We start from the raw sequence: 21,847 nt of genomic DNA, 5'->3' as shown, positions 1-21,847 counted from the left end.
GGCAGCCCCCTACTGGAACAGAAAGATCGTTTTGATTTCCTGGAACAGGGTATCCAGCAGCCTCACCACCATAAAGAGAACGACGACGAAACCGATGACCGTCACCCAATGCGCCATGTCTTCTTTTCCCATCTGCTTCAGAACCGTATGGATCATCGCGATAATAATTCCGATGCCGGCGATCTGAAAAATGGCATTGACATCTACGTTCATGCTAGGCACCCCACTTAATACATCAAAATGACGATCAATGCTCCGACCAGCACACCCAAGCTTCTCCACATCGCTTCATAACGCTTCTGTTCTTCCGCCGCATTCGTTTCCTCCGCCTGCAGCTGCAGGACCGACAAGCGCAAGTGCTTCGCCTGGTCGGTACGGTCGCTTAAGCCCAGCGTCTGTCCGAGCCGCAGGACAATCTGCATTTCGGCAGGCTTCATGGATGAGCGCCGCCAGCCTCCCTGCACCGCTTCGCCCCAGATGGTGCTAAGCGTGTCGTCTTTCGGCTCCGACAGGCGCTCTGCCGCTTGGCGGAATATGCCGCAGAAGGGTTCGCCGGACTGCCGGCTAAGCGTACGAAACGCTTCGGGAAGGGGTGTCGAGCCGTACACGATTTCCGTCTCAAGCCGCTGAAGCGCTTGGATCATGCTTCGGATTTGCTGCGGACGACGGCGGTAACTCCGCGCTTTGGCAAAGCCGAAACCTGCACCCGCCGCCAGCACGAGGGCTGCTCCCGCCAATTTGACCCACATCGGAACTCCTCCTCGTCCCCGCCAGCATGCTAAGGGGTGGTGTGATGATGCCCTGCGGAAGCTGCTTCGCGCAGCGGTGCGAGGCTGCTTCGTGCAGCGCACGCGGCGCTTGAATACCCCGCAGCGTATGTACTTATCCCTCCCCGCCGCCGCTTCTCTTCAACGCTTGCCCGGTGGAGGCACGAGCCCCCGTGTGCCCATAGCCGCCCGGCTGCCAAGCCCTCTCAGCTCGCTTAAAGCCGAGCTGATGCTGGGCGGGCTAAGTGCAGCCGCCAGCTTGCCTGCGGCATCATAGACACGCATGCTGCGCTGCCCGCCGCCGGAGCGGCCAAGCACGGCACAGCGTCCGAAAACACCGTCCGCCAAGAGGCCGCGAAGCACGGGCCGCTGACGGATATCGGCCAAGTCACGCCCGTGGGCTGTCGCAATAACCCGAATGCCCGCATGGACGGCCTCATGGATGGCTTCCGCGTCTTCCGGACGGCCGATCTCATCCACGATCAATACTTCCGGCGACATAGAGCGGATCATCATCATCATTCCTTCGGCCTTCGGACAGGCATCCAGCACATCGGTCCGGGGACCGAGGTCAAACCTCGGCACGCCTTTGACGGCGGCCGCTATCTCCGACCTCTCATCTACAACTCCGACTTTATAGCCGATCCCCCCGGCCGCGGAAGAAATTCCTTCCCCGCTGCTGATAAGCCGTGCCAAATCGCGGATCAAGGTAGTTTTGCCCTGCTGCGGCGGCGATACAACAAGCGTATGGTGTATACATCCTGATTCCGTGTGAATCAGATAGGGAAGCAGCGGGCTCCCTGCCCCTTTCAGCTCACGGGCGATTCGGATATTGAATGAGCTGACTTCCCGGATATGCTTAACTTGTCCGCCTTCAAGCACCACCTGTCCGGCTAAGCCGACCCGGTGGCCGCCGGGCATCGTAATATACCCTCTTTTCAGCTCTTCCTCAAACGAATAGAACGAATGACGGGTCAACAACTCCAGCAATCCTCTGCATTCCTCGTGAGTCGGCCTGTAGGCATCGTCTGCTCCAGCCGTCTGCCTGCCATCTGCTGTAACAAACGCGCTGCCCTTGTCGTACACGATTTCGAGCGGCCGCTCTTCCCGGATCCTGATTTCTTCCACAACATGGAGAAGAGAAACCGGAAGCGAAGCAACAGCGGCGCGCACGGCAGCAGGCAGATAGGCCAATACGTTATCCAGCATAAGCGTTCCTCCGGGTTGTCCTGTCTTCTACAACCATATGTATGCCCAGCCTGCCCGTTTATGCGCCTTACTTCTTCAGAATCCCTATAAAAATACAGCTGACTCCGGCCACTACCCACAGCATTTTGCCAAAAGAAAGCTTCTCTGCAATGCCGACTAATCCAATGGTAGTTGTAGACAACAAGATAAGCGGGCCAGCCAAAGCAAGCCCCGTATTCACGAGCAGCGCCTTCTCGATCTGATTAAAACGCAGCATAATAAGAGCGGCCGCAATTTCCAGCGTGCCGGAAAACAAGCGCAGAGACGCCATGGTAAGGACAATTTTATTCAGCATATGATCACCTCTTTACAATTCATCCCGCGATCTAAGCCCGCTTCCCTCGAAAATCGCCCGTTGATTCACCATATGCGGGCCTGTCTGTTTTTAGGCATACTCCGCACATACCCCTGCGTAAGCGCATAAGATGAACACGAAGTTTACCCCTTAAGGGACCAACATCGAGGTGAGACGACATGGAAGGAACTTCTTGCAAAAAGTGGCATCCGACTCTCGCCGATCCGACGGGAATTCGTCAGGCCAAGCCGAGAACTCTCGGAAAAACAATGGTGATGGACAAAGGCCTCGGACTCCATGCATACGAGGACCTGCTTCAGTCGGCGGGAGAACATGTAGATTATATTAAGTTAGGCTTCGGAACCTCGGCCCTCTATCCGGGGGAGATGCTCCGGCGAAAGATTGAAATGGCGAAGGAATATGGCATTGATATTTATCCGGGAGGTACCTTTCTCGAAGTCGCTGTGCGCAGCGGACTTGTTTCTTCTTTTTTCGACACGGTTACTTCTCTCGGATTTACTTGTGTCGAAATTTCTGACGGCACGATCGACATGGATCGTACCCAGCGAAGCGAACTTATCGTCCGTGGAATTCAGGCGGGCTTGAAGGTCGTAACGGAATACGGTAAAAAATGCTGGGGTTCTTCTGTTGAAGTCGATGAACTTGTTACGACAATTAGCGGGGATATCGGGATGGGAGCGGAGCTGGTAACTATCGAAGCGAGGGAATCTGGTGTCGGTGTCGGCATCTTCGACGAAGAGGGCTCGTGCAAGGATCAAGAGCTCCTGCATGTGCTGAAGAAGGTTCCGGGGCCCGAAGTCCTTCTATGGGAAGCTCCGCTTAAGAACCAGCAAATCCGCCTGCTGGAAATCCTCGGACCGGGTGTCCATTTGGGCAATATTGCCCCTGCCGACATCATTTCTCTGGAGGCGCTGCGCAGGGGGCTTCGTTCCGATACCTTCCAATTGGGCGATCATCCGTGTGATCCCTGCAAGTTAATCCAGGGCGAAGGGTTCGAAGTACATGCGGATTGACGTCATTCCTGTTCTCACTTCGGTGCACCCGCAAGATCTTACCGGCAAGACCGTTCTGGTCATAGACGTACTCAGAGCTACCACGACAATGCTGGCTGCACTCGGCAGCGGCAGCAGCTGTGTGGTTCCGGTGGAAACCGTAGAAGAGGCTTGGAAGCTTCATACACTGGGGGATGTGCTTGGCGGTGAACGGGGATGCGAGCGTATTGCAGGCTTTGATCTGGGCAATTCACCGCTTGAATATACTCCCGCTACCGTGGAAGGAAGACGCGTCATTCTGACGACCACGAACGGAACTCTCGCGCTGCATAAAGCTTTGCAAGCCAGGCATGTAGCGGCCGCCTCTTTGCTCAACGGAGCCGCCTGCGCCGAGGCGGCCCTGGCTTGGCAGCGGGATGTGGTCATTCTGTGCGCGGGCACCCGGGGCGCCTTCTGCCTGGAGGATGGGCTCTGCGCCGGTCAGATCGTATCCCATCTGCTCTCATCCGGCAGCGGCAGCACTCTAAGCATCTGCGACTTCGGCAGGGCCATGGCGGCCTGCTACACGCGGCATGCCGGACAACTGGCCGAAGCCTTGGAGGACTCCGATAACGGCAGACGGCTTGCCGGCCTTGGCTTCCGGGCAGATCTGGAATACTCTGCCCGCGCTGACACAAGCCGCCTGGTCCCGGTGCTATCCGGAGCCGCACTTGTCCCGCTGGCCGAGCATCAGCCTATGCCGTTCTAAAACCCGTCCAACTCTTCATACAATGAAGAAAGACTGGTACAAGGGGCATGAAAATGAACGGAGATTTGCTGCTCGTTATTCTCATCATAGTCGGAATGATCGGCCGTTCCCCCATCATCACAACGGCCGCATGTATTTTGCTGGTCGTCAAGCTGATCAACCTTGACCGTTTTCTACCCGCAATTGAGCGCAGGGGACTTGAGCTCGGTCTGCTTTTTCTGACGATGGGGGTTCTGGTGCCTTTTGCAAGCGAACGGATCTCCTACAAGGACGTTCTGACCGTCTTCACGACCTGGCCCGGCATTCTCGCTTTATCCGGCGGCGCCATCGCTACTTATATGAACGGAAAAGGGCTCGATCTGCTCAAAATAGACCCTCAGCTTATCGTGGGGCTTGTAATCGGCTCTATTATCGGCATCGTTTTTATGCGCGGAATACCGGTCGGCCCCCTGATGGCGGCAGGTATTACGGCGGTGCTTCTCAAAATCTTCACGTTTATTTCAGACCGGATCTCCTGACGCTCACCTGTCTATTCTTCCCATTAAAAAAGTGCCGATCAGTCATTACGACATGATCGGCACTTCTTTTATACCGCTTTTAAATCTATAGGTTGTCAGGCCGCGCATGGCCTGCACTTCTTGAGTTAGCGCCGGTCTTGAGGACCGCCGACATAAACCTGCTCCTGCGTATCAAGGCCGTAAGCAGTGTGAAGCACCTGAACAGCCTGAGTCAGCTGCTTGCCGTCAATGACGCAGGAAATCTTAATCTCGGAAGTCGAGACCATGTTAATGCTGACACCGATCTTTGACAGCTCGTCGAACATTTTGGCCGCCACACCCGGTGTGCTGACCATGCCGGCTCCGACGATCGAGATTTTGACGAGATCGCCCTCGGAAGTCACATCGCGGTATCCGATTTCACCTTTGATGTTCTCGATCGTTTGAAGCGCTCTGTCACGGTCGGAGAGAGACACAGAGAACGAGAAATCGGCCAGGCCATTGAGGACGCCGCTCTGTACGATGATATCCACATCGATTTGCTCTGCCGCAAGCGAAGTAAATACCTTCGCCAGTTGGCCGGGTTTGTCCGGTACGCCCAAAATGCTAATTCTTGCGACATTTTTATCGAATGCGATGCCACGTACGACGATTCCTTGTTCCATCTCCGCTTCCTCCTTGACAGACGTGCCTTCGTTCAGCGTAAAACTTGAACGAACGACAAGTGCTACATTGTAATTTTTCGCATATTCTACAGCTCTCGGATGAAGAACCGCTGCTCCCAGGTTGGCAAGCTCCAGCATTTCATCGTAAGAAATTTCTTTCAATTTACGGGCATTCTTAACGACACGCGGATCCGTGGAATAGATCCCGTCCACGTCTGTGTAAATTTCGCACAGGTCGGCCTCAATAGCCGCCGCAAGAGCCACAGCTGTCGTATCCGAGCCGCCGCGTCCGAGCGTAGTAATTTCCCCGTCCTCTGTCATCCCCTGGAAGCCCGCTACAATCACAACCGCATCGCGATCCAGAGCTTTGCGCAGACGGTGAGGCTGGATATCGGTAATGCGCGCCTTGCCGTGTACATCTTCGGTAATCATACCGCTCTGCCATCCGGTATAAGAGACAGCCGGCTCGCCGAGGCTTTGTATCGCCATGGACAGAAGGGAAACCGATACCTGCTCGCCCGTACTCAATAGCATATCCATCTCTCTGGCCGGGGGAGTTCCATCGTAAATCTGCTTGGACAGATCAATCAGATCATCCGTCGTATCGCCCATTGCCGAAACAACGATGACGCATTGGTGTCCTTCTCTTTTGCGGTCTACAATCCGCTTGGCTACACGTTTCATCCGCTCGGCATCGCCTACGGAGCTGCCGCCGAATTTCATCACAATTAAAGACAACCCTGTTCACTCCCTATCCTTGCAAATGAATAATTGTAGATCATTATAGCATAAACGTTCGGAAATGTGGGAGAGGAAAAGGTGTTTTAGTTGTAAACATGGCTTTTCCTCTTGAATTTCTTATAATACGAAGGTTTTTCTCATTAAATCGATCTTGTTAGAGGCATATCTTCTTCATTTTCATGAAAGAAGAGATTTACCGTCAACCCAATACGACCCGGTCATCCACAAATTTCTCTCCGCGAATTTTCTCGAACTCACGCAGAAGTTTCTCTACCGTCAGATCCTGTTTGGATTCTGCAGGTATGTCCAGAATGATGCGCCCTTTGTCCATCATGATCAACCGGTTGCCCAGACGAATCGCCTGCTCCATGTTGTGGGTGACCATCAGTGTAGTCAACCGGGACTCGCTGACGATCTGGTGAGTCAACCTGGTGATCAGTTCGGCTCTTGCAGGATCGAGCGCCGCCGTATGCTCATCCAGCAGCAGAATGTTCGGCTGTGTGAAAGTCGCCATAAGCAGACTGAGCGCCTGCCTTTCTCCCCCCGAGAGAAGGCCGACCTTGGCCGTGAGACGGTTCTCCAGGCCGATACCGAGCCGCTCCAGGTGCTCTTTGAACGCAAGCTTTCTCTGCTTCGTCACACCGAGACCAAACCCCCGCTTGCCTGCGCGTGAATAGGCCATCGCCAAGTTCTCCTGGATGGTCATGGACGGCGCCGTACCTGCCATCGGATCTTGGAAAACGCGGCCGACCCAGCGGCTTCTTCTGTGCTCCGGAAGGTTCGTAATATCGTTGCCTTCGATACGGACTACCCCGTAGTCAGGCTGCATGACGCCAGAAATGATATTCATCAGCGTCGATTTCCCCGCGCCGTTACTGCCGATCACGGTTACGAAATCGCCCGGATTCAAATGAAGATGGATATCGGACAGCGCAACCTTCTCATCGGGTGTGGCGGGGTTGAATATTTTGGTTACATCATCAATGTGAAGCATGGTTCATACCCCCGCCTTTCTTGGCCAGTTCAGCTTTGCGCTTGCGGATAACCGCTTTCTGCTTCCACGTTCTCTGAAACATCGGAAGCGTCAATGCGACAATTACAATCAGAGCGGTCATCAGCTTCATGTCGGTTGATTCCACACCGATCTGAAGGGCAATCGCAACGACAAAGCGATACAATATGGCTCCCAATGCTACAGCCAGAGTAGCCCAAATAATAGTACGGGCACCGAATAAAGCTTCACCGATAATAACGGAAGCCAGACCGATTACGATCATGCCCACGCCCATCTGGCTATCTGAGAACCCTTGATACTGGGCAATTAGTGCCCCCGATAATGCAACGAGTCCGTTTGAGAGAGCCACGCCAAGTATAATGGTATTGTCTGTGTTCACACCAAAGCTGCGAATCATCCGCTTATTATCTCCCGTTGCACGAAGAGCAAGGCCCATTTCGGTATGAAGAAACCAGTCGAGCGCTAGCTTGATTAGTATTACTACAAAAGGCATGATATAGAGGATGGATTCGCTGCTTAGCAGAACATCCGAGCCTAATAGCGAAATATTGGCCTTGCCCATGATCCTTAAATTTATGGAATGAAGAGCAATCATCATCAAAATTCCCGACAACAATGCATTGATTTTGCCTTTCGTATGAAGAAGGCCTGTCAGAAGGCCCGCAACCGCACCACCGCCGAAAGCGGCAAGGGTTGCCAAGAGCGGCGAAACTCCTGCCGTAATCAGGACAGCCGAGATGGCAGCGCCCGTCGTAAAACTCCCGTCTACGGTCAGATCCGGAAAGTCCAGGATTCTGAAAGTAATATATACGCCAAGTGCCATAATGGCAAAGAACAATCCGAGTTCCAGAGATCCTTGTGCCACTGTTCCCCAGTCAATCTCCATGTAACTCCCTCCGTTTCGTTATAAAATGACGGACGGCTTCATAATTGAAGCCGCCCGTCATTGTTCTTATTCAAACAGGTTAGCTTTCTCCTTCACTTCCGCTTTCATAGCATCCGTGACTTCAACCCCCATGTTCTTGGCAGCTTTTAAGTTAATGGCCAGATCCAGCTTCTTCGGATAGCCGACCGGGATATCCGCAGGCTTTTTGCCATTCTTCAGAATTTCTACCGCCTGAAGGCCCGTTGTGTAGCCAAGATCGTAGTAGTTCGAGCCGTATGCTGCGAATCCGCCGCCTTGGACTGAATCATTCTCACCTACGAACAAAGGCTTCTTGCTCTTCTCCGCCACTTGAACGACAACTTTCAGAGCCGATACGACCGTGTTGTCCAGCGGTACATACAGCGCATCCGCTTTGCCGACCAGTGATTCGGCGGCCTGCTTCACTTCTGAGCTGTTCGATGCAGAAGCTTTGACCATCTTGATGTTATTCTTGGCAAAAGCCGCTTCCGCCTGCTTCACTTGGACTTGGGAGTTCTGCTCCCCTTCGTTGGAAACAATGCCGATTGTCTTGATTGCAGGGAAGTTCTTAGCGATGAATGCAGTCAGTTGATCAACCGATTTCGGATCAAGATCGGATGTACCTGTAACATTGCCACCCGGAGACTCAATGCTCTTAACCAGTTTAGCTCCTACCGGATCAGACACTGCGGTAAACAATACAGGCGTATCTTTCAACGTTTGCGCCGCAGCCAGGGCGGACGGCGTTGCTACTCCGAGTACGAGATCTTTCTTATCCGCTGCAAATTTCTGTGCAATGGTCGTATTGTTATTCATATCATTCTGAGCATTCTGATAATCGATCTCGGCATTCTTTTTATCTTCATAGCCGTTATCTTTCAGAGCTGCAATAAAGCCTTGGCGCGCAGCGTCCAGTGACGCATGTTCGACGATTTGCATAATACCGATTTTGACCTTCTTGCCATCGCCGGCAGGCGTGTTCGCTGTACCGGAAGCTTCCGGTGACGCCTGCTTGCCGCAGCCAGCCGCCGTTACGAGCGATGCCGCAAGCAGAATAGTCGCGAATGATTTGAATTTCGCTTTCATTTCCTTTTTCCCCCTAAAATTATCCATTGGTTGATTTAACGTTTTACTGCACGAAAGCATGAAACCTGTAAAGCGTTATTGTCATTTTAACCTCATGATTTCTGAACGTCAATGAAAACGTTTCATAGGTATGTACTTATTCTGAAAGGCTTGCCAGATAAGGGTTTTCTACAAAAAAATCCCCCGGCTTCCATCATGGAAGCGGAGGATTCTATGTCGCGGCTTAGGCTTAAGCGCGGGAGATGTACTTGCCTTCACGAGTATCGATCAGAAGGACATCATTCTCATTAATGAACAAAGGCACTTGTACGTTCAGGCCGGTCTCGACCTTCGCGCTTTTCGTAGCACCTTGTGCCGTGTTGCCTTTTACGCCTGGCTCGGTTTCTACAACTTTGAGCTCAACGCTGTTCGGCAGGTTGATTCCGAGAATTTCACCCTGGTAGCTCATGATGTTGATGTTCATGTTTTCCTTAAGGAAGTTCAGCTCCCATTTCAGCTGTTTTTCTTCCAGGGAAATCTGGTCATACGTCTCGGTATCCATGAACGTGTATTCAGATCCGCTTGCATACAGATACTGCATCTCACGGTTCTCGATATGAGCACGGCCTACGTTCTCGCCTGCACGGAAAGTTTTCTCCACAACGTTGCCGTTACGGAGATTCTTCAGTTTGGAGCGGACGAAGGCAGCTCCTTTACCCGGCTTAACGTGCTGAAAATCAATAACGGTAAACAAATCGTTGTCTACTACAATGGTCAATCCTGTTTTAAAATCATTTACTGATACCACGCTAAAATTCCCTCCTGGAATAAATCAAATGGTAATAAATTCTTTCGAAGAATGCGTCAGCAGCCGGATTCCTTCCGGTTCAATGATCACGTCATCTTCGATTCGGACTCCCCCGAAGCCGGGAATGTAAATGCCCGGTTCAACGGTAACCACCATACCCGGTTCTAAGATAACCGGGTAGCCTTTGGCCAGGCGTGGATTCTCGTGCACTTCCATGCCAAGTCCGTGGCCTGTGCTGTGTCCGAAGTTGTCTGCGTAACCGTGCTGAGCGATAATGTCACGGCAGAGGGCGTCGCCCTCTGAACCTGTCATACCGGCGCGCAGATTATCGACACAGTTCAACTGGGCCTCAAGCACGATGCCATAAATTTCCTTGTGCTTCTCCGATGGCTTCCCGAGTACGACCGTACGGGTAATATCGGAGCAATACCCCTTGTACAGCGCACCGAAATCCAATTTGACGAATTCATCCTGCTGCAGAATCCGGTCACTTGCTACGCCATGCGGCAGAGCCGACCGTTCGCCGGAAGCGACGATCGTATCGAACGAGGAAGATGTTCCTCCGTTCTCACGGATAAACATCTCGATATCGAGGGCGATCTGTTTCTCCGACACACCCGCTCTTATTCTCGTAAGTATGTATGAGAATGTGCGATCAGCCAGATCCGCGGCTTCCTGCATAATCGCAAGCTCCGTGTCATCCTTGATCACCCGAAGCTTCTCTACAATTCCTCCGGTAGGGATGAATTCAACCCCTTGCAAATCGTCAGTATAGCTGGAGTATCCGGCGTAAGTCAAGTCATTTTCTTCAAAACCAATCGCCTTGATTCCCTGCTTGTTCAAAATCCCAAGTACCGTCTGGCCGATTTTCCCTTTGTGGTCCGTTACTTCATACCCTGCAGCTTCCTGCGGGGCTTGTACCATATAGCGAAAATCAGTCAGCAGCACGGCGCTTTCCTTCGTTACGACTACCACACCGGCACTTCCCGTGAATCCGGTCAAATACCTGCGGTTGATACTGCTTGTAATAAGCACAGCCGGAAGCCCCTTCTGCTGCATGGTCTGCCGCAGCTTCTCCAAGCGTCTTTCCTGCATGCGAATCACCCTGCTTCCGAAAATTGTTTATGAAGCGCCCTTAGCCCGAGTTCATAACCGATAGCCCCGAATCCGGCAATTTGACCGATTACAACGGGAGCGATCACAGAGTGGTGACGGAACTCCTCCCGTTTGTGAATATTGGACAAATGCACTTCTACAGTAGGAAGCGATACGGATGACAGCGCATCACGGATCGCATAGCTGTAATGGGTAAAAGCACCCGGATTAATCAGTATGCCATCCATCGTCCCATAAGCTTCATGGATCCGGTCGATTAGATCGCCTTCGTGATTAGACTGATAAAAAGTCAATTCGAGTCCGAGCTGCTCCGCAGTTTCGGACATTCCTGCTTCAATAGCCTTCAACGAGAGGCTGCCGTACACACCTGGTTCACGTATACCGAGCATATTCAAGTTAGGGCCGCTGAGAACGAGCACTTTATTCACGAAAAAAAGCGCCTCCTTCATAAAGCCCGCCAGTTGGCCGGGCTTCTCGCTTTACCGTGACATTTTACCATAAGTTGCTTAGAAAAGGTAGAGATCCTAAGGCTTGCGGCTGTTCTCTTGTGTAAATTCAAAGGCGATCGAATACCCGATAAAAAGGCCCCATAGAAGGAAGAGGCAGAAATCCGTAATAATCGTATTCCACGGGCTATAGTAAAGCCAGCCCATCATTCCCGTCCATGGCCCGATAGCAAGATACAAGAGACACCACCAGGCGATTCCATAGCCGACTCCCATCCATGGTCCTTTGATCTTCGACAAGAGAAGCATATAAATACCCGAGGCGATGATTGAAAATACGATAAAGAATAACCAGCCTACAGTCATTCCCTGCCAGGTGAGCAAAAAATTTGTTCTATAGAAAGGTTCCGCAAGAAAAGAAGGAATCACACTCGTAAAGTGAAAGTAGAACTCGACAATCTTGATTCCCCCCCATAGTACACCGGCGAAAAAACCGATACTCACAGCGAAAAAGAAACGGTTCGTCTTCTTAGCTTCGTGAGACCCGCCCCTGCCGCCCGCCCTTGCGTCTGTTTCCGAATGTTGACCGCTTGAGGTTGCTCCGTTATCCATGACTGCGCTGCCCTGAACATTCACCTGCATACTTGTTTCCTCCATCTCTATAACTTTATTCCCGTTCCGGCTGTCTAAGATAGTATGTACGATATTCCTCTTCTTAATCTGCCTGAGGTCCCAGTCCAAAAGCGGTGGCTTTCTGCCGGGAAATTCGCTAAAATAGTAAGTAAACAGTTTATTTCGGAAAAGGTGGAAAAACATTGTCCCAATCCAATTCGAGTATTTACGGCGGTCAAGCCGTAATTGAAGGCGTTATGTTCGCTGGCCGCAATGTGCATGTTACGGCTGTCCGCAAGAAGGATAAAAGCATCGAATATCTGGAAGTGCCCAAGACTGAGATCCGCTGGGTCAATACATTGAAGAAAATTCCTCTCCTCCGCGGATTAGTCGGAATAGTCGAATCCAGTGCCAAAGGTGCCCAACATCTGAATTTCTCAGCAGAGAATTTTGCGGAAGAAGAGAATGACGGAAAAGAACCGGTGAAAGAAGAGAAATCGGGCTTCAGCCTTTCCATGATTCTAGGCGTTGCCGTTGTCGGGGTTCTTTCTTTTATATTCGGTAAAGTTATTTTTACGGCGATCCCGGCAATCATTGAGCAATATTTATTCCAAAACGTCTTTGAGAATCAGATTCTGCACAATCTTATGGAAGGTCTCATCAAGATTATCCTGCTGGTCTCTTACATTTATTTCATTTCACTCACTCCGGTCATTAAAAGGCTCTTTCAATACCATGGCGCAGAGCATAAAGTCATTAGCGCATATGAAGCCGGTGTAGAGCTGAATGTTCGCAACGTTCAAAAATTCAGCACCCTGCATTACCGCTGCGGCAGCAGTTTTATGGTATTCACCGTTATTGTCGGGGTCGTAATTTACTCCTTCTTCAAATATGAAGGCATTGTCGACCGCGTGGTACTGCGACTTGCTTTGCTGCCGCTTATTATCGGCGTATCCTATGAGGTGCTTCGCTTCACGAATTCCCTGCGTGACGTCCCCGTCCTCCGCTATCTGGGTTATCCGGGGCTGTGGCTGCAGAAGCTGACCACGAAGGAGCCGACCGATGATCAGGTTGAAGTATCCATTGCTTCTTTCAACCGTATGCGTGAAGCGGAAAGCCGCATCCAAGAGGCCCGCGCATGAGAAGACGCTGGTCGGTTCCTGCCGTCGTCATCGCGATTCTTGCCGTGATCGGACTTGCCGTCAGCATCCGTAATCTGCTCATACCGATCCTTGTACTCGGCCTGATCTTCCTGCTGTACAAACTGATGCCGCGTCAAGGACAATCGGGCCAATCCTACCGAAGAGGCAGCGCCCCTTCGTTCAAGAAGCAGCCCGAGCGGATGTCCGCTGCCAAGCGCAGACGCCGTGCCAAGTTCCGTGTCATTGACGGATCCAAACGCTCTGATGAGCCGGATGATCCGCCTCCGTATCACTGAAATAACAAAAAGCGAACCCTCGGGTTCGCTTTTTGTTATTCATATCGAGTAAATCTACACCGGACGGCGTAAAACGTATTTCTCATAAGCGGATTCGTAGATATGCAGAGACCACTGCTTGAAGTAAGCTTCCGCCGCCCGGTACCCGGCTTCGTATAATTTCTCGCTGTCCTCTACGGAAATGTTAAATTGCGTGGTCTGAACCCCCATCGCCGGTATTTTTACCGTCCGGAAGTAATTGTTCTCTTCAATGTAGCGGGTATCATGGGCATCCATCATGGTTGTAAACAAGGCCTGGAACATTGAGATCATGCCATTGATCTTGTGGATCTGCTTGGGAATGTCGCCTACGAGATTAAAGCCGAGTGTCGCGATACGGCTCTGCTGCTCCGGTTCGTCAAACAGCCACAAAGGAAAGTTACTTAGAATAGCCCCATCCACAATGTAAACGAACTGATTGCGGAAAGGTTCATCGTGCCGGGCGACCCGGGCCGGCTTACGAATCATGACCGGATCGAAGAAATAAGGGATAGCTGTGCTCATCCTGACTGCCCGGGCAATCGAGAAACGGGCCGGCTCAATGCCGTAATGGGCAATATCATCAGGAAGGACCAGGAGTTTGCCCTGGGAAATATCTGAAGCTACAATCCGCAGCTGATTCCGGCGCAAATCCCCGAAGTTCCTTACTCCTTTGGCTTCCAGCTTCGCTCGCACCCAATCTTCCAGAGCATCGCCCGAATACAACCCCTTCTTAAAAAGAAGTCTAGCCGCAGACCCGATAATACCTGTATCAAAAATCGGAGAACGCTTCAAAAACTTATGAAACGGTGTTTCGATAATCAGTTCTTTGATCTCTTTGCCTGTGTAACCCGCGGCCAGAAAAGCAGCAATAATAGCCCCCGATGAAGTCCCGGCCACATCGTGAAACTTGAACCCGTTGTCGAGCGCTGAACTGACCGCACCGGCCAGAGCAATTCCTTTCACCCCGCCGCCTTCAAAAACGCCGTTGATTTTCACTTCACCCACCTCCGCAAGCTTTCCCTAGGTATGTATGCGAAGGCGTGGATTCTTAGACGTATTAAATGGGATGAAACCACACAACGAAAAAACGTCCGCCTATAGTTTCCGGCAAACGTTCTTATTTCACTCCGGACCGGAGTTGTTATCTAGTTCGGCGCGTACACCTCTAAGGTCTTCAAGACGCTTAGGATCGCGGTTGAAATATTCAATAAGAGTCTCGATACAAGTCATCGAATCCCAGCTTAAGTGATGCTCAATTCCTTCTACATCCCCGTAAATATTAGCCTCTTGAACACCGATAACCGTCAGAAATTCCTCAAGCAGCGCGTGTCTGTCAACAAGGCGCTTCCCCATCTTCTTGCCTTTGGGAGTAAGGATGAGTCCTCGGTACTTCTCATAGACAAGGTACTTATCCTTGTCGAGCTTCTGAATCATTTTGGTTACGGAGGAAGGATGCACTTCCAAACCTTCGGCAATGTCGGATACGCGGGCGTAGCCTTTCTCATCGATCAGTTTGTAGATCCGTTCCAAATAATCTTCCATACTGGGCGTTGCCATCCGAGTTCCCCCTGATTTTGCTAGAATATTGTTTTAGTATAATACCTTTAAATAACTAAGAAAGCAAGTTTGCCTCACATCCACTGCTTTTCCCATGAGTGCCTGAGACGCAATCGATGCACACTATCTGGCGAACGGATTTGCTTCCGTTACAACGCGGATTAAAGGAGCCATCATGAGCACAGAGCAACTGATACACAGCAGAAGTACGGCCTTGTTCGTGCCTCAACTCGTCTATTTCGAACCGGATGCAATGCTGTATCCCAAAGGCAAACGGATTCTCGAATGGGCTCAGAGCCAAGACCTTCCTATCCATATGACAACTTCCCATAACCGGATAACCAATCTTCCGGGCGAGACTGATCTGGAGAAATACCGGATATCGAAAAGAACGCTTGTCGTCGGTATTCGGAAGACGCTGAAATTCGATACTTCCAAGCCCTCTGCGGAATATGCGATTCCGATCGCAACCGGCTGTATGGGCCATTGTCATTATTGTTATCTTCAGACGACCCTGGGCAACAAGCCTTACGTACGGGCTTACGTCAATACGGACGATATTCTCAAAGCGGCCAAGGACTATATCGAAGAGCGTGCGCCGGAAATGACCCGTTTTGAAGCAGCCTGCACCTCAGATCCGGTCGGACTGGAGCACATTACGGGTTCTCTGAAAGAATATATTGAATTTATGGGAAAAGAGCCTCTCGGGAGGCTTCGCTTTGTAACCAAATATCATCATGTGGACCCGCTACTTGATGCCAATCATAACAAGCATACCCGGTTCCGCTTCAGCGTAAATTCGGACTATGTAATCAAAAATTTTGAACCCGGTACATCCAGGTTCCATGAGCGAATCGAAGCAGCGGGCAAAGTTGCACGCGCCGGATATCCGCTTGGCTTTATCATCGCCCCCATCATCTGGTATGAAGGATGGGAGCAAGGATATGAGGAGCTTATTGTAAAGCTTCATAATACGCTTCCCAAAGAAGCGCTTGAAGATTTGACTTTCGAGCTGATTCAGCACCGCTTTACCAAAACAGCTAAAAATATCATTGAAAGACGCTACCCCAAATCCAAGCTCGAAATGGACGAAGCCAAGCGTAAATACAAGTGGGGCCGGTACGGCCGCGGCAAATATGTATATCCCGATGAACAGGCTGCAGCTCTCCGGGAATTTATAACGGAGCATATATTCGATAAATTCCCTGCCGCCAAAATCGAATATTTCACATAGAAAAGAAAGGGATCAAAACTGAAGCCATGGAGGCGTTATGCTGTTGAGCCAGATCGTAATTTTGTACATTTGGTTCGTGTACAGAAGGATGGCGAAAAGAACCATAACGCCTCCGCCTATTTTCATAATGATTCCGGAATATTTCAAGATCCATTTCGTTGAGCCGATGAAGAAGGACAGAACGAAGAATGGCACGGCAAAACCCAAAGAGTAAGCACTAATCAAAGGCAGCCAGGAATCGGGCTCTGCCGCTGCCATGACGAGCATGGAAGAGAGAATAGGTCCGATACAAGGAGACCAGCCTGCTGCAAATCCCATGCCAATCAGCACCGATCCCAGATAACCGGCCGGTTTCCATTTTAATTGAAATTTGCGTTCTTTCATCATCCACTGGGGTTGAATAATTCCTAGCAGAAAAAGGCCCATGACGAGAATTAAAATAGCGGCAATCTGACGAAGCAGCGTGCGATTGCTTACAAAAAACTCCGAAACGGAACTGGCTGCAAGACCGAGACTATAAAAAATGATCGAGAACCCGATAATGAAAGCAAGCGTGTGCCCCATCGTGCGCAATCTTGCAGAACCTTTGGCCGCGCCGGATTTGAGCTCACTTACAGAAATGCCGGTAATATAAGATAAGTAAGACGGGTAAAGCGGCAGGCAGCATGGAGAAATGAAGGAGGCGAAACCCGCCCAAAACGCCAGCCACATGTTCACTTGCTGCATAATGCAATTTCCTCCTATAATCCCTGGTTATCTTCGCAATGATTTCCAGACCATCTGTAAGGTCAGGATTGTAATTAAAGAGAGGACAATGGTCGCTCCGGGAGCCAAATCATACCACGCGGACAAGGCTAGTCCCGCTACTACGCCTATTTCAGATACCAGCACAGACAGTGCCACGGAATGGCGGAAGCTTCTCGCAACTAGAAGGCTGCATGCAACCGGTATAGTAAGCAAGGCCGATACAAGCAAGGCTCCGACGATTTTGATCGACACGGAGATGACCAGAGCCGTCAGAATCGTGATCATGATGTTGTACAGCCTCAGCGGCAGCCCGCTGACGCCCGCCGCTTCTTCGTCAAAGAACATCAGGAAGAGTTCTTTGAAATGAATGCCCACGACAAGCAGCACAACGACACACACACCGAATACAACCCATATATCACTGGAATCGAGTGTGTAGATACTTCCGAAGAAGTAGCTCATCACATTAATATTATACCCTTTGCCAAGTGTAAACAACAATGTTGCCAAGGCAACGCCGCCGGACATAATAATGGCGATCGAAAGCTCCGCATAAGTCTTATACGCTTTGCGCAGCTTCTCGATAGCGAACGAAGCCAATAGCGCAAATACAAGCCCCATACCCGTCGGATATAAGCCGAGAAGGAATCCCAGCGCCACGCCCGCAATGGAGACATGCGCGAGTGTATCTCCGATCATGGACAATCTCCGCAGCACCAGGAATACGCCCATAAGCGGAGCTGTAAGCCCGATCAGAACTCCTCCGATTAGCGCCCGTACAAAAAATGGTTCTGTAAAAATATCCAAGCCGTTCTCCCCTAACCTCTACCAAACTTTCATTTAACTGGTTCGGATTTATTTAATGCCGCTTAATTCACGTTCCTGACTTGTTGACGTGGAATGTGCCAAATCTGTTTCTTCACAGTTCTCCGGTTCATGCGTATGTTTGACATAGAATTTAAGCCCGCCGCTGCTCGCAAGCGGCTCCGATCCGAGGTAGGCTCTCATCATCTCCATATCGTGGGAGACCATAATGAATGTCATGTGGTGATGCAGGTGCATATGCCGGATCATATTGAAAAAACCGGCTTGACTCTCGGCGTCTATGCCTACTGTCGGCTCATCCAGAATAAGCAGCTCCGGACTGTTGGCGATGGCCCGCGCCAGAAACACCCGCTGCTGCTGTCCGCCCGAGAGCTCGCCGATTTTGCGCTTGGCAAGGTCGGTGATCCGCATCGCTTCCATCGCATCGTCGCAGCGGCGCATATCTTCTTTCGTCAGACGCCGGTAAAGTTTCTTCTTGGTATACAGGCCTGACAGCACGACTTCACGGACTGTGGCCGGGAATAACGGGTTAAGCGAATTCTTCTGCGGGACATAGCCGATGCGCTCCCAGTCACGGAATTGACGGATAGGTTCGCCGAACAGGCGGATATCGCCCTCCGTAGGTTTAACGAGCCCTACAAGCATACGCAGAAGGGTTGTCTTGCCGGCCCCGTTAGATCCGATTAATCCTATAAAATCACGCTCAAGAACATTAAAGTTCAAATTCTTAATCACCTGCTTCGTTCCGTAAGAGAACGAGATATCATCGAATTCCACAATATTGTTGTGGCAGTTAACCGACTTGGTACCTGGCACTTTCTCTCAACCTCCAACCGCTTATACGGGCTAGCGCTCAGGAGTCTTATCTCCACGAAATCTGCGCTAGCCCGAATAGGTTCTTGTCCATCTATTGTAAAGCTTTCACTAAATTTTTTAAATTATTTTCCATAACCGAAATATAATTCTGTCCTTCTTTAATCTGTTCTTCCGTTAAACCTTCAAGAGGGTTTAGCACAAGGGTCTCCACACCCGCATCCTTAGCGAGTGTCTTAGCCAGTTTATCGGAGACCAGCTCCTCGAAGAACACATATTTTAATTGATGTTCCTGAATGTATTCGCGCATTTTTTTCATATCTTGAGCCGTCGGCTCCGAATCCGGCGATAGGCCCATAATCGCCATTTGAGTCAATCCGTAATCGTGACACAAGTAAGCGAAGGCCTGATGAGACACGGCAATTTCTTTCTTAGGCAAATCTTTCAGACTATCATGATACAGCTTATCCAGCCCGTCCAGCTTAGCCGCATAAGCTTTGTAATTATTCTCGTAATCTTCGCGGTGTGCCGGATCTACTTCTATTAATGCATTCTTGATATTCTCCGACATCTTCTTCGCATTGTGCGGACTCAGCCAAGCATGAGGATCGGTGTTCTTCAGGTCGCCGGGACTGCTGCCGCGAGACTCTTCTCCATGCTGATGATCGTGTCCGTCGCCGCCTTCGGCTGCTTCCAGCAGATGTGCACCCGCACTCGCTTCCACCGCCTTCACCTTCTTATCCTTTACGCTTTTCATAAAATCGTCAACCCAGCCTTCAAACCCAGCTCCCTGATATAAGAACAGTTCGGAATCGCCAACGTTCATAATATCTCTGCCCTTTGGTGTCCAGTCATGCGGCTCCACACCCGCCGGTACGAGATTCACGACATTCACATGGGCACCGCCGATATGGACCGCAAAGTCATAAAGCGGATAGAAGCTTGTCATTACATTTACTTTGCCTTCGACAACGGTAGACTTCTGTCCGCCTCCGCAGCCTGCAACTATCACCAGAAAGACAAGAGCCATACCTCCAAGTATACGCCTGTAATTCATATAAAATAACTCCTCTCAACAAGCAATCTCCATCTATCATCGCTATCCATGTAAATCGTAATGATTTTTATTTACTAGCTGATTATACGGAGAATCCGGGCAGCTTGTCAAGACTAATCATAATCATTACGATTAAGAAATTGCTTAACACGAAATATCAAAACCCGGAATAGCGCGGATTCACCGCAACTCTTCCGGGTTTCTCATCGATTACTTCACAATAGCGCCGTTAGGCATGGAATCAGGCACTGTAGCCAGCGTAAGCTGGTCGCCTTCGGAAGCCGCAAGAATCATGCCCTGCGACATAACCCCGCGAAGCTTCACCGGCTTCAGATTCGTCACGCAAATCACTTTGCGGCCGACGAGTTCTTCCGGCTTATAGTGCTTCGCAATACCGGACACCACTTGCCGCTGCTCGTAGCCGAGATCCAGCTGCAGCTGCAGCAGCTTGTCGGCGCCTTTGACCGGCTCGCAAGCCGTCACCTGCGCGACGCGCAGCTCTACCTTGCCGAAATCGTCGATTGCGATTTCGGGCTTGGATTCCGGCGCGGCCTTGGGCTCAGCCGCAGGTGCGCTCTCCGGCGCAGGTTCTGCCTGCGGAGCTGCGCCTGTCATCGCAGCGGCGATGAAGGCGACTTCTTCGGCGATGTCCAGACGGGGGAACATGGGGTCGCCTTTGGCCGTCTGCGTGCCTGCCGGGAGCAGCCCGAAGGTACGGGCGCTGTCCCAGGCCGTCAGCTCGCCGGCTTCGATGCCGAGCTGGGCCCAGATCTTCGCAGGCGTACGCGTCAGGAACGGCTGCAGCAGCACACTGACCACGCGCTGCGCTTCCAGCAGCGCATACATCACGGAGCCGAGCGCGCCGCGCTGGGCTTCGTCCTTGGCGAGATTCCATGGCTGCGTCTCGTCGATGTATTTGTTGGCGCGGCGGACGAGCGCCCAGATGGCCGCGAGAGCGCTGTTGAATTCCATTTTCTCCATCAGCTTTTCCACGTTATCCACGGTACATTGAGCGGTTTGGATCAAATCGGCATCAAATTCGGTTGCTCCCTGCTCGAATGCAGGAATGACGCCGTCGAAATATTTACCCAGCATGGCAAGGGTACGGTTCAGCAGGTTCCCGAGATCATTAGCAAGATCATAATTGATTCTTTCCACGAATGATTCCGGCGTGAACGTGCCATCCGATCCGAATGGCACCTCGCGGAGCAGATAATAACGCAGCGCATCCAGGCCGTAACGGTCAATCAGTGTAACCGGATCGACTACATTGCCCTTGGATTTGGACATTTTGCCGTCTTTCATCATCAGCCAGCCGTGTGCATATACCTTCTTGGGCAAAGGCAGATCCAGAGCCATCAACATGATCGGCCAGTAAATCGTATGGAACCGGACAATTTCCTTGCTCATCAGGTGAACATTCGCTGGCCAGTAGCGTTCATATTTAGACGGATCTTCGCTGCCGTAGCCAAGCGCCGTAATATAGTTGCTCAATGCATCAATCCACACATAAATCACATGCTTCGGATCTCCCGGAACCTTCACGCCCCAGTCAAAAGTCGTACGGGATACGGCCAGATCCTCTAATCCCGGCTTGATAAAGTTGTTGATCATTTCGTTCTTGCGGGACTCCGGTTGAATAAAATCCGGATTCTCATCGTAGTACTGGAGTAGACGGTCAGCGTACTTGCTCATACGGAAGAAATAGCTTTCTTCCTTCACCCACTCAACGGGACGACCGCAGTCCGGGCAGTTTCCATTCTCCAGCTTGTTTTCCAGGAAGAATGCTTCACAAGGTGTACAGTACCAGCCTTCGTAGGTACCGAGATAAATATCCCCTTGTTCAAGAAGGCGCGCAAAAATTTTCTGGACGGCATCCGTGTGGCGCTTATCGGTCGTGCGGATAAAATCGTCATAAGAAATCTCTAAACGGCTCCACAATTCCTTAATTCCGGTTACGATTTCATCGACAAAAGCCTGCGGAGTCAAACCCTTTTCCTTTGCCTTGCGCTCAATCTTCTGACCATGCTCGTCGGTTCCAGTCAAATACATCACATCATAACCGCGCAGCCTTTTGTAACGGGCTAACGCATCACCGACAACCGTTGTGTATGCATGACCGATATGCAGTTTGTCACTCGGATAATAAATCGGTGTCGTCAAATAAAAGGTTTTGTTGTTGTCCATGTTCGGCGCTCCCTTTCTTCGTCTCCAT

General features: G+C 51.0%; 25 protein-coding genes. 6 read left to right on the top strand and 19 right to left on the bottom strand.

Going from position 1 to position 21,847, the window contains the following annotated elements; genetic code table 11:
- Positions 1 to 9: 9 nt before the first annotated feature.
- From spoIIIAC to AR333_RS10270, 4 genes are all read right to left on the bottom strand, one after another.
- Positions 10 to 213: a stage III sporulation protein AC gene (spoIIIAC, locus tag AR333_RS10285; RefSeq protein WP_068775284.1), complete on the bottom strand. Its 204-nt coding sequence runs from the start codon at positions 211 to 213 to the stop codon at positions 10 to 12.
- Positions 214 to 227: 14 nt separating this feature from the next.
- Positions 228 to 749, bottom strand: coding sequence for a stage III sporulation protein SpoIIIAB (spoIIIAB, locus tag AR333_RS10280; RefSeq protein ID WP_068775283.1), 522 nt, complete (start codon positions 747 to 749; stop codon positions 228 to 230).
- Between the two features lie 159 nt (positions 750 to 908).
- A complete protein-coding gene (gene spoIIIAA, locus AR333_RS10275; protein WP_084783596.1) occupies positions 909 to 1,976 on the bottom strand; it encodes a stage III sporulation protein AA in 1,068 nt (355 codons plus the stop codon).
- A 67-nt stretch (positions 1,977 to 2,043) separates the two neighbouring features.
- On the bottom strand, positions 2,044 to 2,310 hold the full coding sequence (locus AR333_RS10270) for a YqhV family protein (RefSeq protein WP_068775282.1): 267 nt from the start codon (positions 2,308 to 2,310) through the stop codon (positions 2,044 to 2,046).
- A 179-nt stretch (positions 2,311 to 2,489) separates the two neighbouring features.
- Between AR333_RS10270 and AR333_RS10265 the strand changes: the two genes are divergently transcribed.
- The 3 genes from AR333_RS10265 to AR333_RS10255 are packed head-to-tail and all read left to right on the top strand — an operon-like array spanning position 2,490 to position 4,589.
- On the top strand, positions 2,490 to 3,344 hold the full coding sequence (locus AR333_RS10265; protein ID WP_068775281.1) for a phosphosulfolactate synthase: 855 nt from the start codon (positions 2,490 to 2,492) through the stop codon (positions 3,342 to 3,344).
- Positions 3,334 to 4,071 (top strand): 2-phosphosulfolactate phosphatase, encoded by a 738-nt coding sequence (locus tag AR333_RS10260; protein ID WP_068775280.1) that lies wholly within the window; start codon positions 3,334 to 3,336, stop codon positions 4,069 to 4,071. The genes AR333_RS10265 and AR333_RS10260 overlap by 11 nt, the downstream gene beginning before the upstream one ends.
- A 53-nt stretch (positions 4,072 to 4,124) precedes the next feature.
- Positions 4,125 to 4,589 carry a DUF441 domain-containing protein gene (locus AR333_RS10255; RefSeq protein ID WP_068775279.1) on the top strand — a complete coding sequence of 155 codons (465 nt, stop codon included), beginning with the start codon at positions 4,125 to 4,127 and terminating at the stop codon, positions 4,587 to 4,589.
- 125 nt (positions 4,590 to 4,714) lie between these two features.
- Here AR333_RS10255 and AR333_RS10250 read toward each other — a convergent pair whose 3' ends face one another.
- From AR333_RS10250 to AR333_RS10215, 8 genes are all read right to left on the bottom strand, one after another.
- The gene (locus tag AR333_RS10250; protein WP_068775278.1) at positions 4,715 to 5,971 is read right to left on the bottom strand and encodes an aspartate kinase; all 1,257 of its coding nucleotides are present in this window, start codon (positions 5,969 to 5,971) and stop codon (positions 4,715 to 4,717) included.
- 202 nt (positions 5,972 to 6,173) lie between these two features.
- Positions 6,174 to 6,968 (bottom strand): ABC transporter ATP-binding protein, encoded by a 795-nt coding sequence (locus tag AR333_RS10245; RefSeq protein WP_068775277.1) that lies wholly within the window; start codon positions 6,966 to 6,968, stop codon positions 6,174 to 6,176.
- Positions 6,955 to 7,875, bottom strand: a complete 921-nt coding sequence (locus AR333_RS10240) for an ABC transporter permease (RefSeq protein ID WP_068775276.1) — start codon at positions 7,873 to 7,875, stop codon at positions 6,955 to 6,957. The genes AR333_RS10245 and AR333_RS10240 overlap by 14 nt, the downstream gene beginning before the upstream one ends.
- 66 nt (positions 7,876 to 7,941) lie before the next feature.
- Positions 7,942 to 8,979, bottom strand: a complete 1,038-nt coding sequence (locus AR333_RS10235) for an ABC transporter substrate-binding protein (protein WP_068775275.1) — start codon at positions 8,977 to 8,979, stop codon at positions 7,942 to 7,944.
- A 229-nt stretch (positions 8,980 to 9,208) separates the two neighbouring features.
- Positions 9,209 to 9,766, bottom strand: coding sequence for an elongation factor P (efp, locus tag AR333_RS10230; RefSeq protein WP_068775274.1), 558 nt, complete (start codon positions 9,764 to 9,766; stop codon positions 9,209 to 9,211).
- A 24-nt stretch (positions 9,767 to 9,790) separates the two neighbouring features.
- The gene (locus AR333_RS10225) at positions 9,791 to 10,861 is read right to left on the bottom strand and encodes a Xaa-Pro peptidase family protein (RefSeq protein ID WP_068775273.1); all 1,071 of its coding nucleotides are present in this window, start codon (positions 10,859 to 10,861) and stop codon (positions 9,791 to 9,793) included.
- A gap of 5 nt (positions 10,862 to 10,866) precedes the next feature.
- Positions 10,867 to 11,310 carry a type II 3-dehydroquinate dehydratase gene (aroQ, locus tag AR333_RS10220; protein WP_068775272.1) on the bottom strand — a complete coding sequence of 148 codons (444 nt, stop codon included), beginning with the start codon at positions 11,308 to 11,310 and terminating at the stop codon, positions 10,867 to 10,869.
- A 96-nt stretch (positions 11,311 to 11,406) separates the two neighbouring features.
- A complete protein-coding gene (locus AR333_RS10215) occupies positions 11,407 to 11,970 on the bottom strand; it encodes a YqhR family membrane protein (protein ID WP_068775271.1) in 564 nt (187 codons plus the stop codon).
- Between the two features lie 173 nt (positions 11,971 to 12,143).
- On the opposite strand from AR333_RS10215, the gene AR333_RS10210 reads away from it, so the two are divergent.
- Both AR333_RS10210 and AR333_RS10205 read left to right on the top strand, forming a co-directional pair.
- Positions 12,144 to 13,082, top strand: a complete 939-nt coding sequence (locus AR333_RS10210) for a DUF1385 domain-containing protein (RefSeq protein WP_068775270.1) — start codon at positions 12,144 to 12,146, stop codon at positions 13,080 to 13,082.
- Positions 13,079 to 13,378, top strand: coding sequence for a hypothetical protein (locus AR333_RS10205; protein WP_068775269.1), 300 nt, complete (start codon positions 13,079 to 13,081; stop codon positions 13,376 to 13,378). Before AR333_RS10210 ends, AR333_RS10205 begins: the two co-directional genes overlap by 4 nt.
- Before the next feature lie 54 nt (positions 13,379 to 13,432).
- Here the strand turns inward: AR333_RS10205 and AR333_RS10200 are convergent, their stop codons facing one another.
- Both AR333_RS10200 and mntR read right to left on the bottom strand, forming a co-directional pair.
- The gene (locus AR333_RS10200; protein ID WP_068775268.1) at positions 13,433 to 14,395 is read right to left on the bottom strand and encodes a patatin-like phospholipase family protein; all 963 of its coding nucleotides are present in this window, start codon (positions 14,393 to 14,395) and stop codon (positions 13,433 to 13,435) included.
- Between the two features lie 126 nt (positions 14,396 to 14,521).
- Positions 14,522 to 14,956, bottom strand: coding sequence for a transcriptional regulator MntR (gene mntR, locus AR333_RS10195; protein WP_068775267.1), 435 nt, complete (start codon positions 14,954 to 14,956; stop codon positions 14,522 to 14,524).
- Positions 14,957 to 15,131: 175 nt separating this feature from the next.
- Between mntR and splB the strand changes: the two genes are divergently transcribed.
- Positions 15,132 to 16,190 (top strand): spore photoproduct lyase, encoded by a 1,059-nt coding sequence (gene splB / locus AR333_RS10190; protein ID WP_068775266.1) that lies wholly within the window; start codon positions 15,132 to 15,134, stop codon positions 16,188 to 16,190.
- Positions 16,191 to 16,202: 12 nt separating this feature from the next.
- Here splB and AR333_RS10185 read toward each other — a convergent pair whose 3' ends face one another.
- The 5 genes from AR333_RS10185 to metG form a co-directional block, all read right to left on the bottom strand.
- Positions 16,203 to 16,916 (bottom strand): cytochrome c biogenesis CcdA family protein, encoded by a 714-nt coding sequence (locus tag AR333_RS10185; RefSeq protein WP_068775265.1) that lies wholly within the window; start codon positions 16,914 to 16,916, stop codon positions 16,203 to 16,205.
- Between the two features lie 27 nt (positions 16,917 to 16,943).
- Positions 16,944 to 17,744 carry a metal ABC transporter permease gene (locus tag AR333_RS10180; protein ID WP_068775264.1) on the bottom strand — a complete coding sequence of 267 codons (801 nt, stop codon included), beginning with the start codon at positions 17,742 to 17,744 and terminating at the stop codon, positions 16,944 to 16,946.
- Between the two features lie 48 nt (positions 17,745 to 17,792).
- Positions 17,793 to 18,578: a metal ABC transporter ATP-binding protein gene (locus AR333_RS10175; RefSeq protein ID WP_068775263.1), complete on the bottom strand. Its 786-nt coding sequence runs from the start codon at positions 18,576 to 18,578 to the stop codon at positions 17,793 to 17,795.
- A gap of 91 nt (positions 18,579 to 18,669) precedes the next feature.
- Positions 18,670 to 19,632: a metal ABC transporter substrate-binding protein gene (locus AR333_RS10170; protein ID WP_068775262.1), complete on the bottom strand. Its 963-nt coding sequence runs from the start codon at positions 19,630 to 19,632 to the stop codon at positions 18,670 to 18,672.
- Between the two features lie 210 nt (positions 19,633 to 19,842).
- The gene (gene metG / locus AR333_RS10165; RefSeq protein ID WP_068775261.1) at positions 19,843 to 21,819 is read right to left on the bottom strand and encodes a methionine--tRNA ligase; all 1,977 of its coding nucleotides are present in this window, start codon (positions 21,817 to 21,819) and stop codon (positions 19,843 to 19,845) included.
- Positions 21,820 to 21,847 lie beyond the last annotated feature (28 nt).

This window comes from Paenibacillus sp. FJAT-26967, from assembly GCF_001541095.1.
Lineage (GTDB): Bacteria > Bacillota > Bacilli > Paenibacillales > NBRC-103111 > Paenibacillus_F.
Note: the sequence above shows the minus strand (reverse complement) of the source record. Positions and strands in the feature narration are given on the sequence as shown.

Bases quoted from the DNA above. Each gene is read 5' to 3' on its own strand.
- AR333_RS10185 (WP_068775265.1), bottom strand. From the start codon at position 16,916: ATGCAGCAAGTGAACATGTGGCTGGCGTTTTGGGCGGGTTTCGCCTCC.
- mntR (WP_068775267.1), bottom strand. From the start codon at position 14,956: ATGGCAACGCCCAGTATGGAAGATTATTTGGAACGGATCTACAAACTG.
- AR333_RS10225 (WP_068775273.1), bottom strand. From the start codon at position 10,861: ATGCAGGAAAGACGCTTGGAGAAGCTGCGGCAGACCATGCAGCAGAAG.
- splB (WP_068775266.1), top strand. From the start codon at position 15,132: ATGAGCACAGAGCAACTGATACACAGCAGAAGTACGGCCTTGTTCGTG.
- spoIIIAC (WP_068775284.1), bottom strand. From the start codon at position 213: ATGAACGTAGATGTCAATGCCATTTTTCAGATCGCCGGCATCGGAATT.
- spoIIIAA (WP_084783596.1), bottom strand. From the start codon at position 1,976: ATGCTGGATAACGTATTGGCCTATCTGCCTGCTGCCGTGCGCGCCGCT.
- AR333_RS10240 (WP_068775276.1), bottom strand. From the start codon at position 7,875: ATGGAGATTGACTGGGGAACAGTGGCACAAGGATCTCTGGAACTCGGA.
- spoIIIAB (WP_068775283.1), bottom strand. From the start codon at position 749: ATGTGGGTCAAATTGGCGGGAGCAGCCCTCGTGCTGGCGGCGGGTGCA.
- AR333_RS10205 (WP_068775269.1), top strand. From the start codon at position 13,079: ATGAGAAGACGCTGGTCGGTTCCTGCCGTCGTCATCGCGATTCTTGCC.
- metG (WP_068775261.1), bottom strand. From the start codon at position 21,819: ATGGACAACAACAAAACCTTTTATTTGACGACACCGATTTATTATCCG.
- AR333_RS10260 (WP_068775280.1), top strand. From the start codon at position 3,334: ATGCGGATTGACGTCATTCCTGTTCTCACTTCGGTGCACCCGCAAGAT.
- AR333_RS10235 (WP_068775275.1), bottom strand. From the start codon at position 8,979: ATGAAAGCGAAATTCAAATCATTCGCGACTATTCTGCTTGCGGCATCG.
- AR333_RS10255 (WP_068775279.1), top strand. From the start codon at position 4,125: ATGAACGGAGATTTGCTGCTCGTTATTCTCATCATAGTCGGAATGATC.
- AR333_RS10245 (WP_068775277.1), bottom strand. From the start codon at position 6,968: ATGCTTCACATTGATGATGTAACCAAAATATTCAACCCCGCCACACCC.
- AR333_RS10270 (WP_068775282.1), bottom strand. From the start codon at position 2,310: ATGCTGAATAAAATTGTCCTTACCATGGCGTCTCTGCGCTTGTTTTCC.
- AR333_RS10215 (WP_068775271.1), bottom strand. From the start codon at position 11,970: ATGCAGGTGAATGTTCAGGGCAGCGCAGTCATGGATAACGGAGCAACC.
- AR333_RS10170 (WP_068775262.1), bottom strand. From the start codon at position 19,632: ATGAATTACAGGCGTATACTTGGAGGTATGGCTCTTGTCTTTCTGGTG.
- AR333_RS10265 (WP_068775281.1), top strand. From the start codon at position 2,490: ATGGAAGGAACTTCTTGCAAAAAGTGGCATCCGACTCTCGCCGATCCG.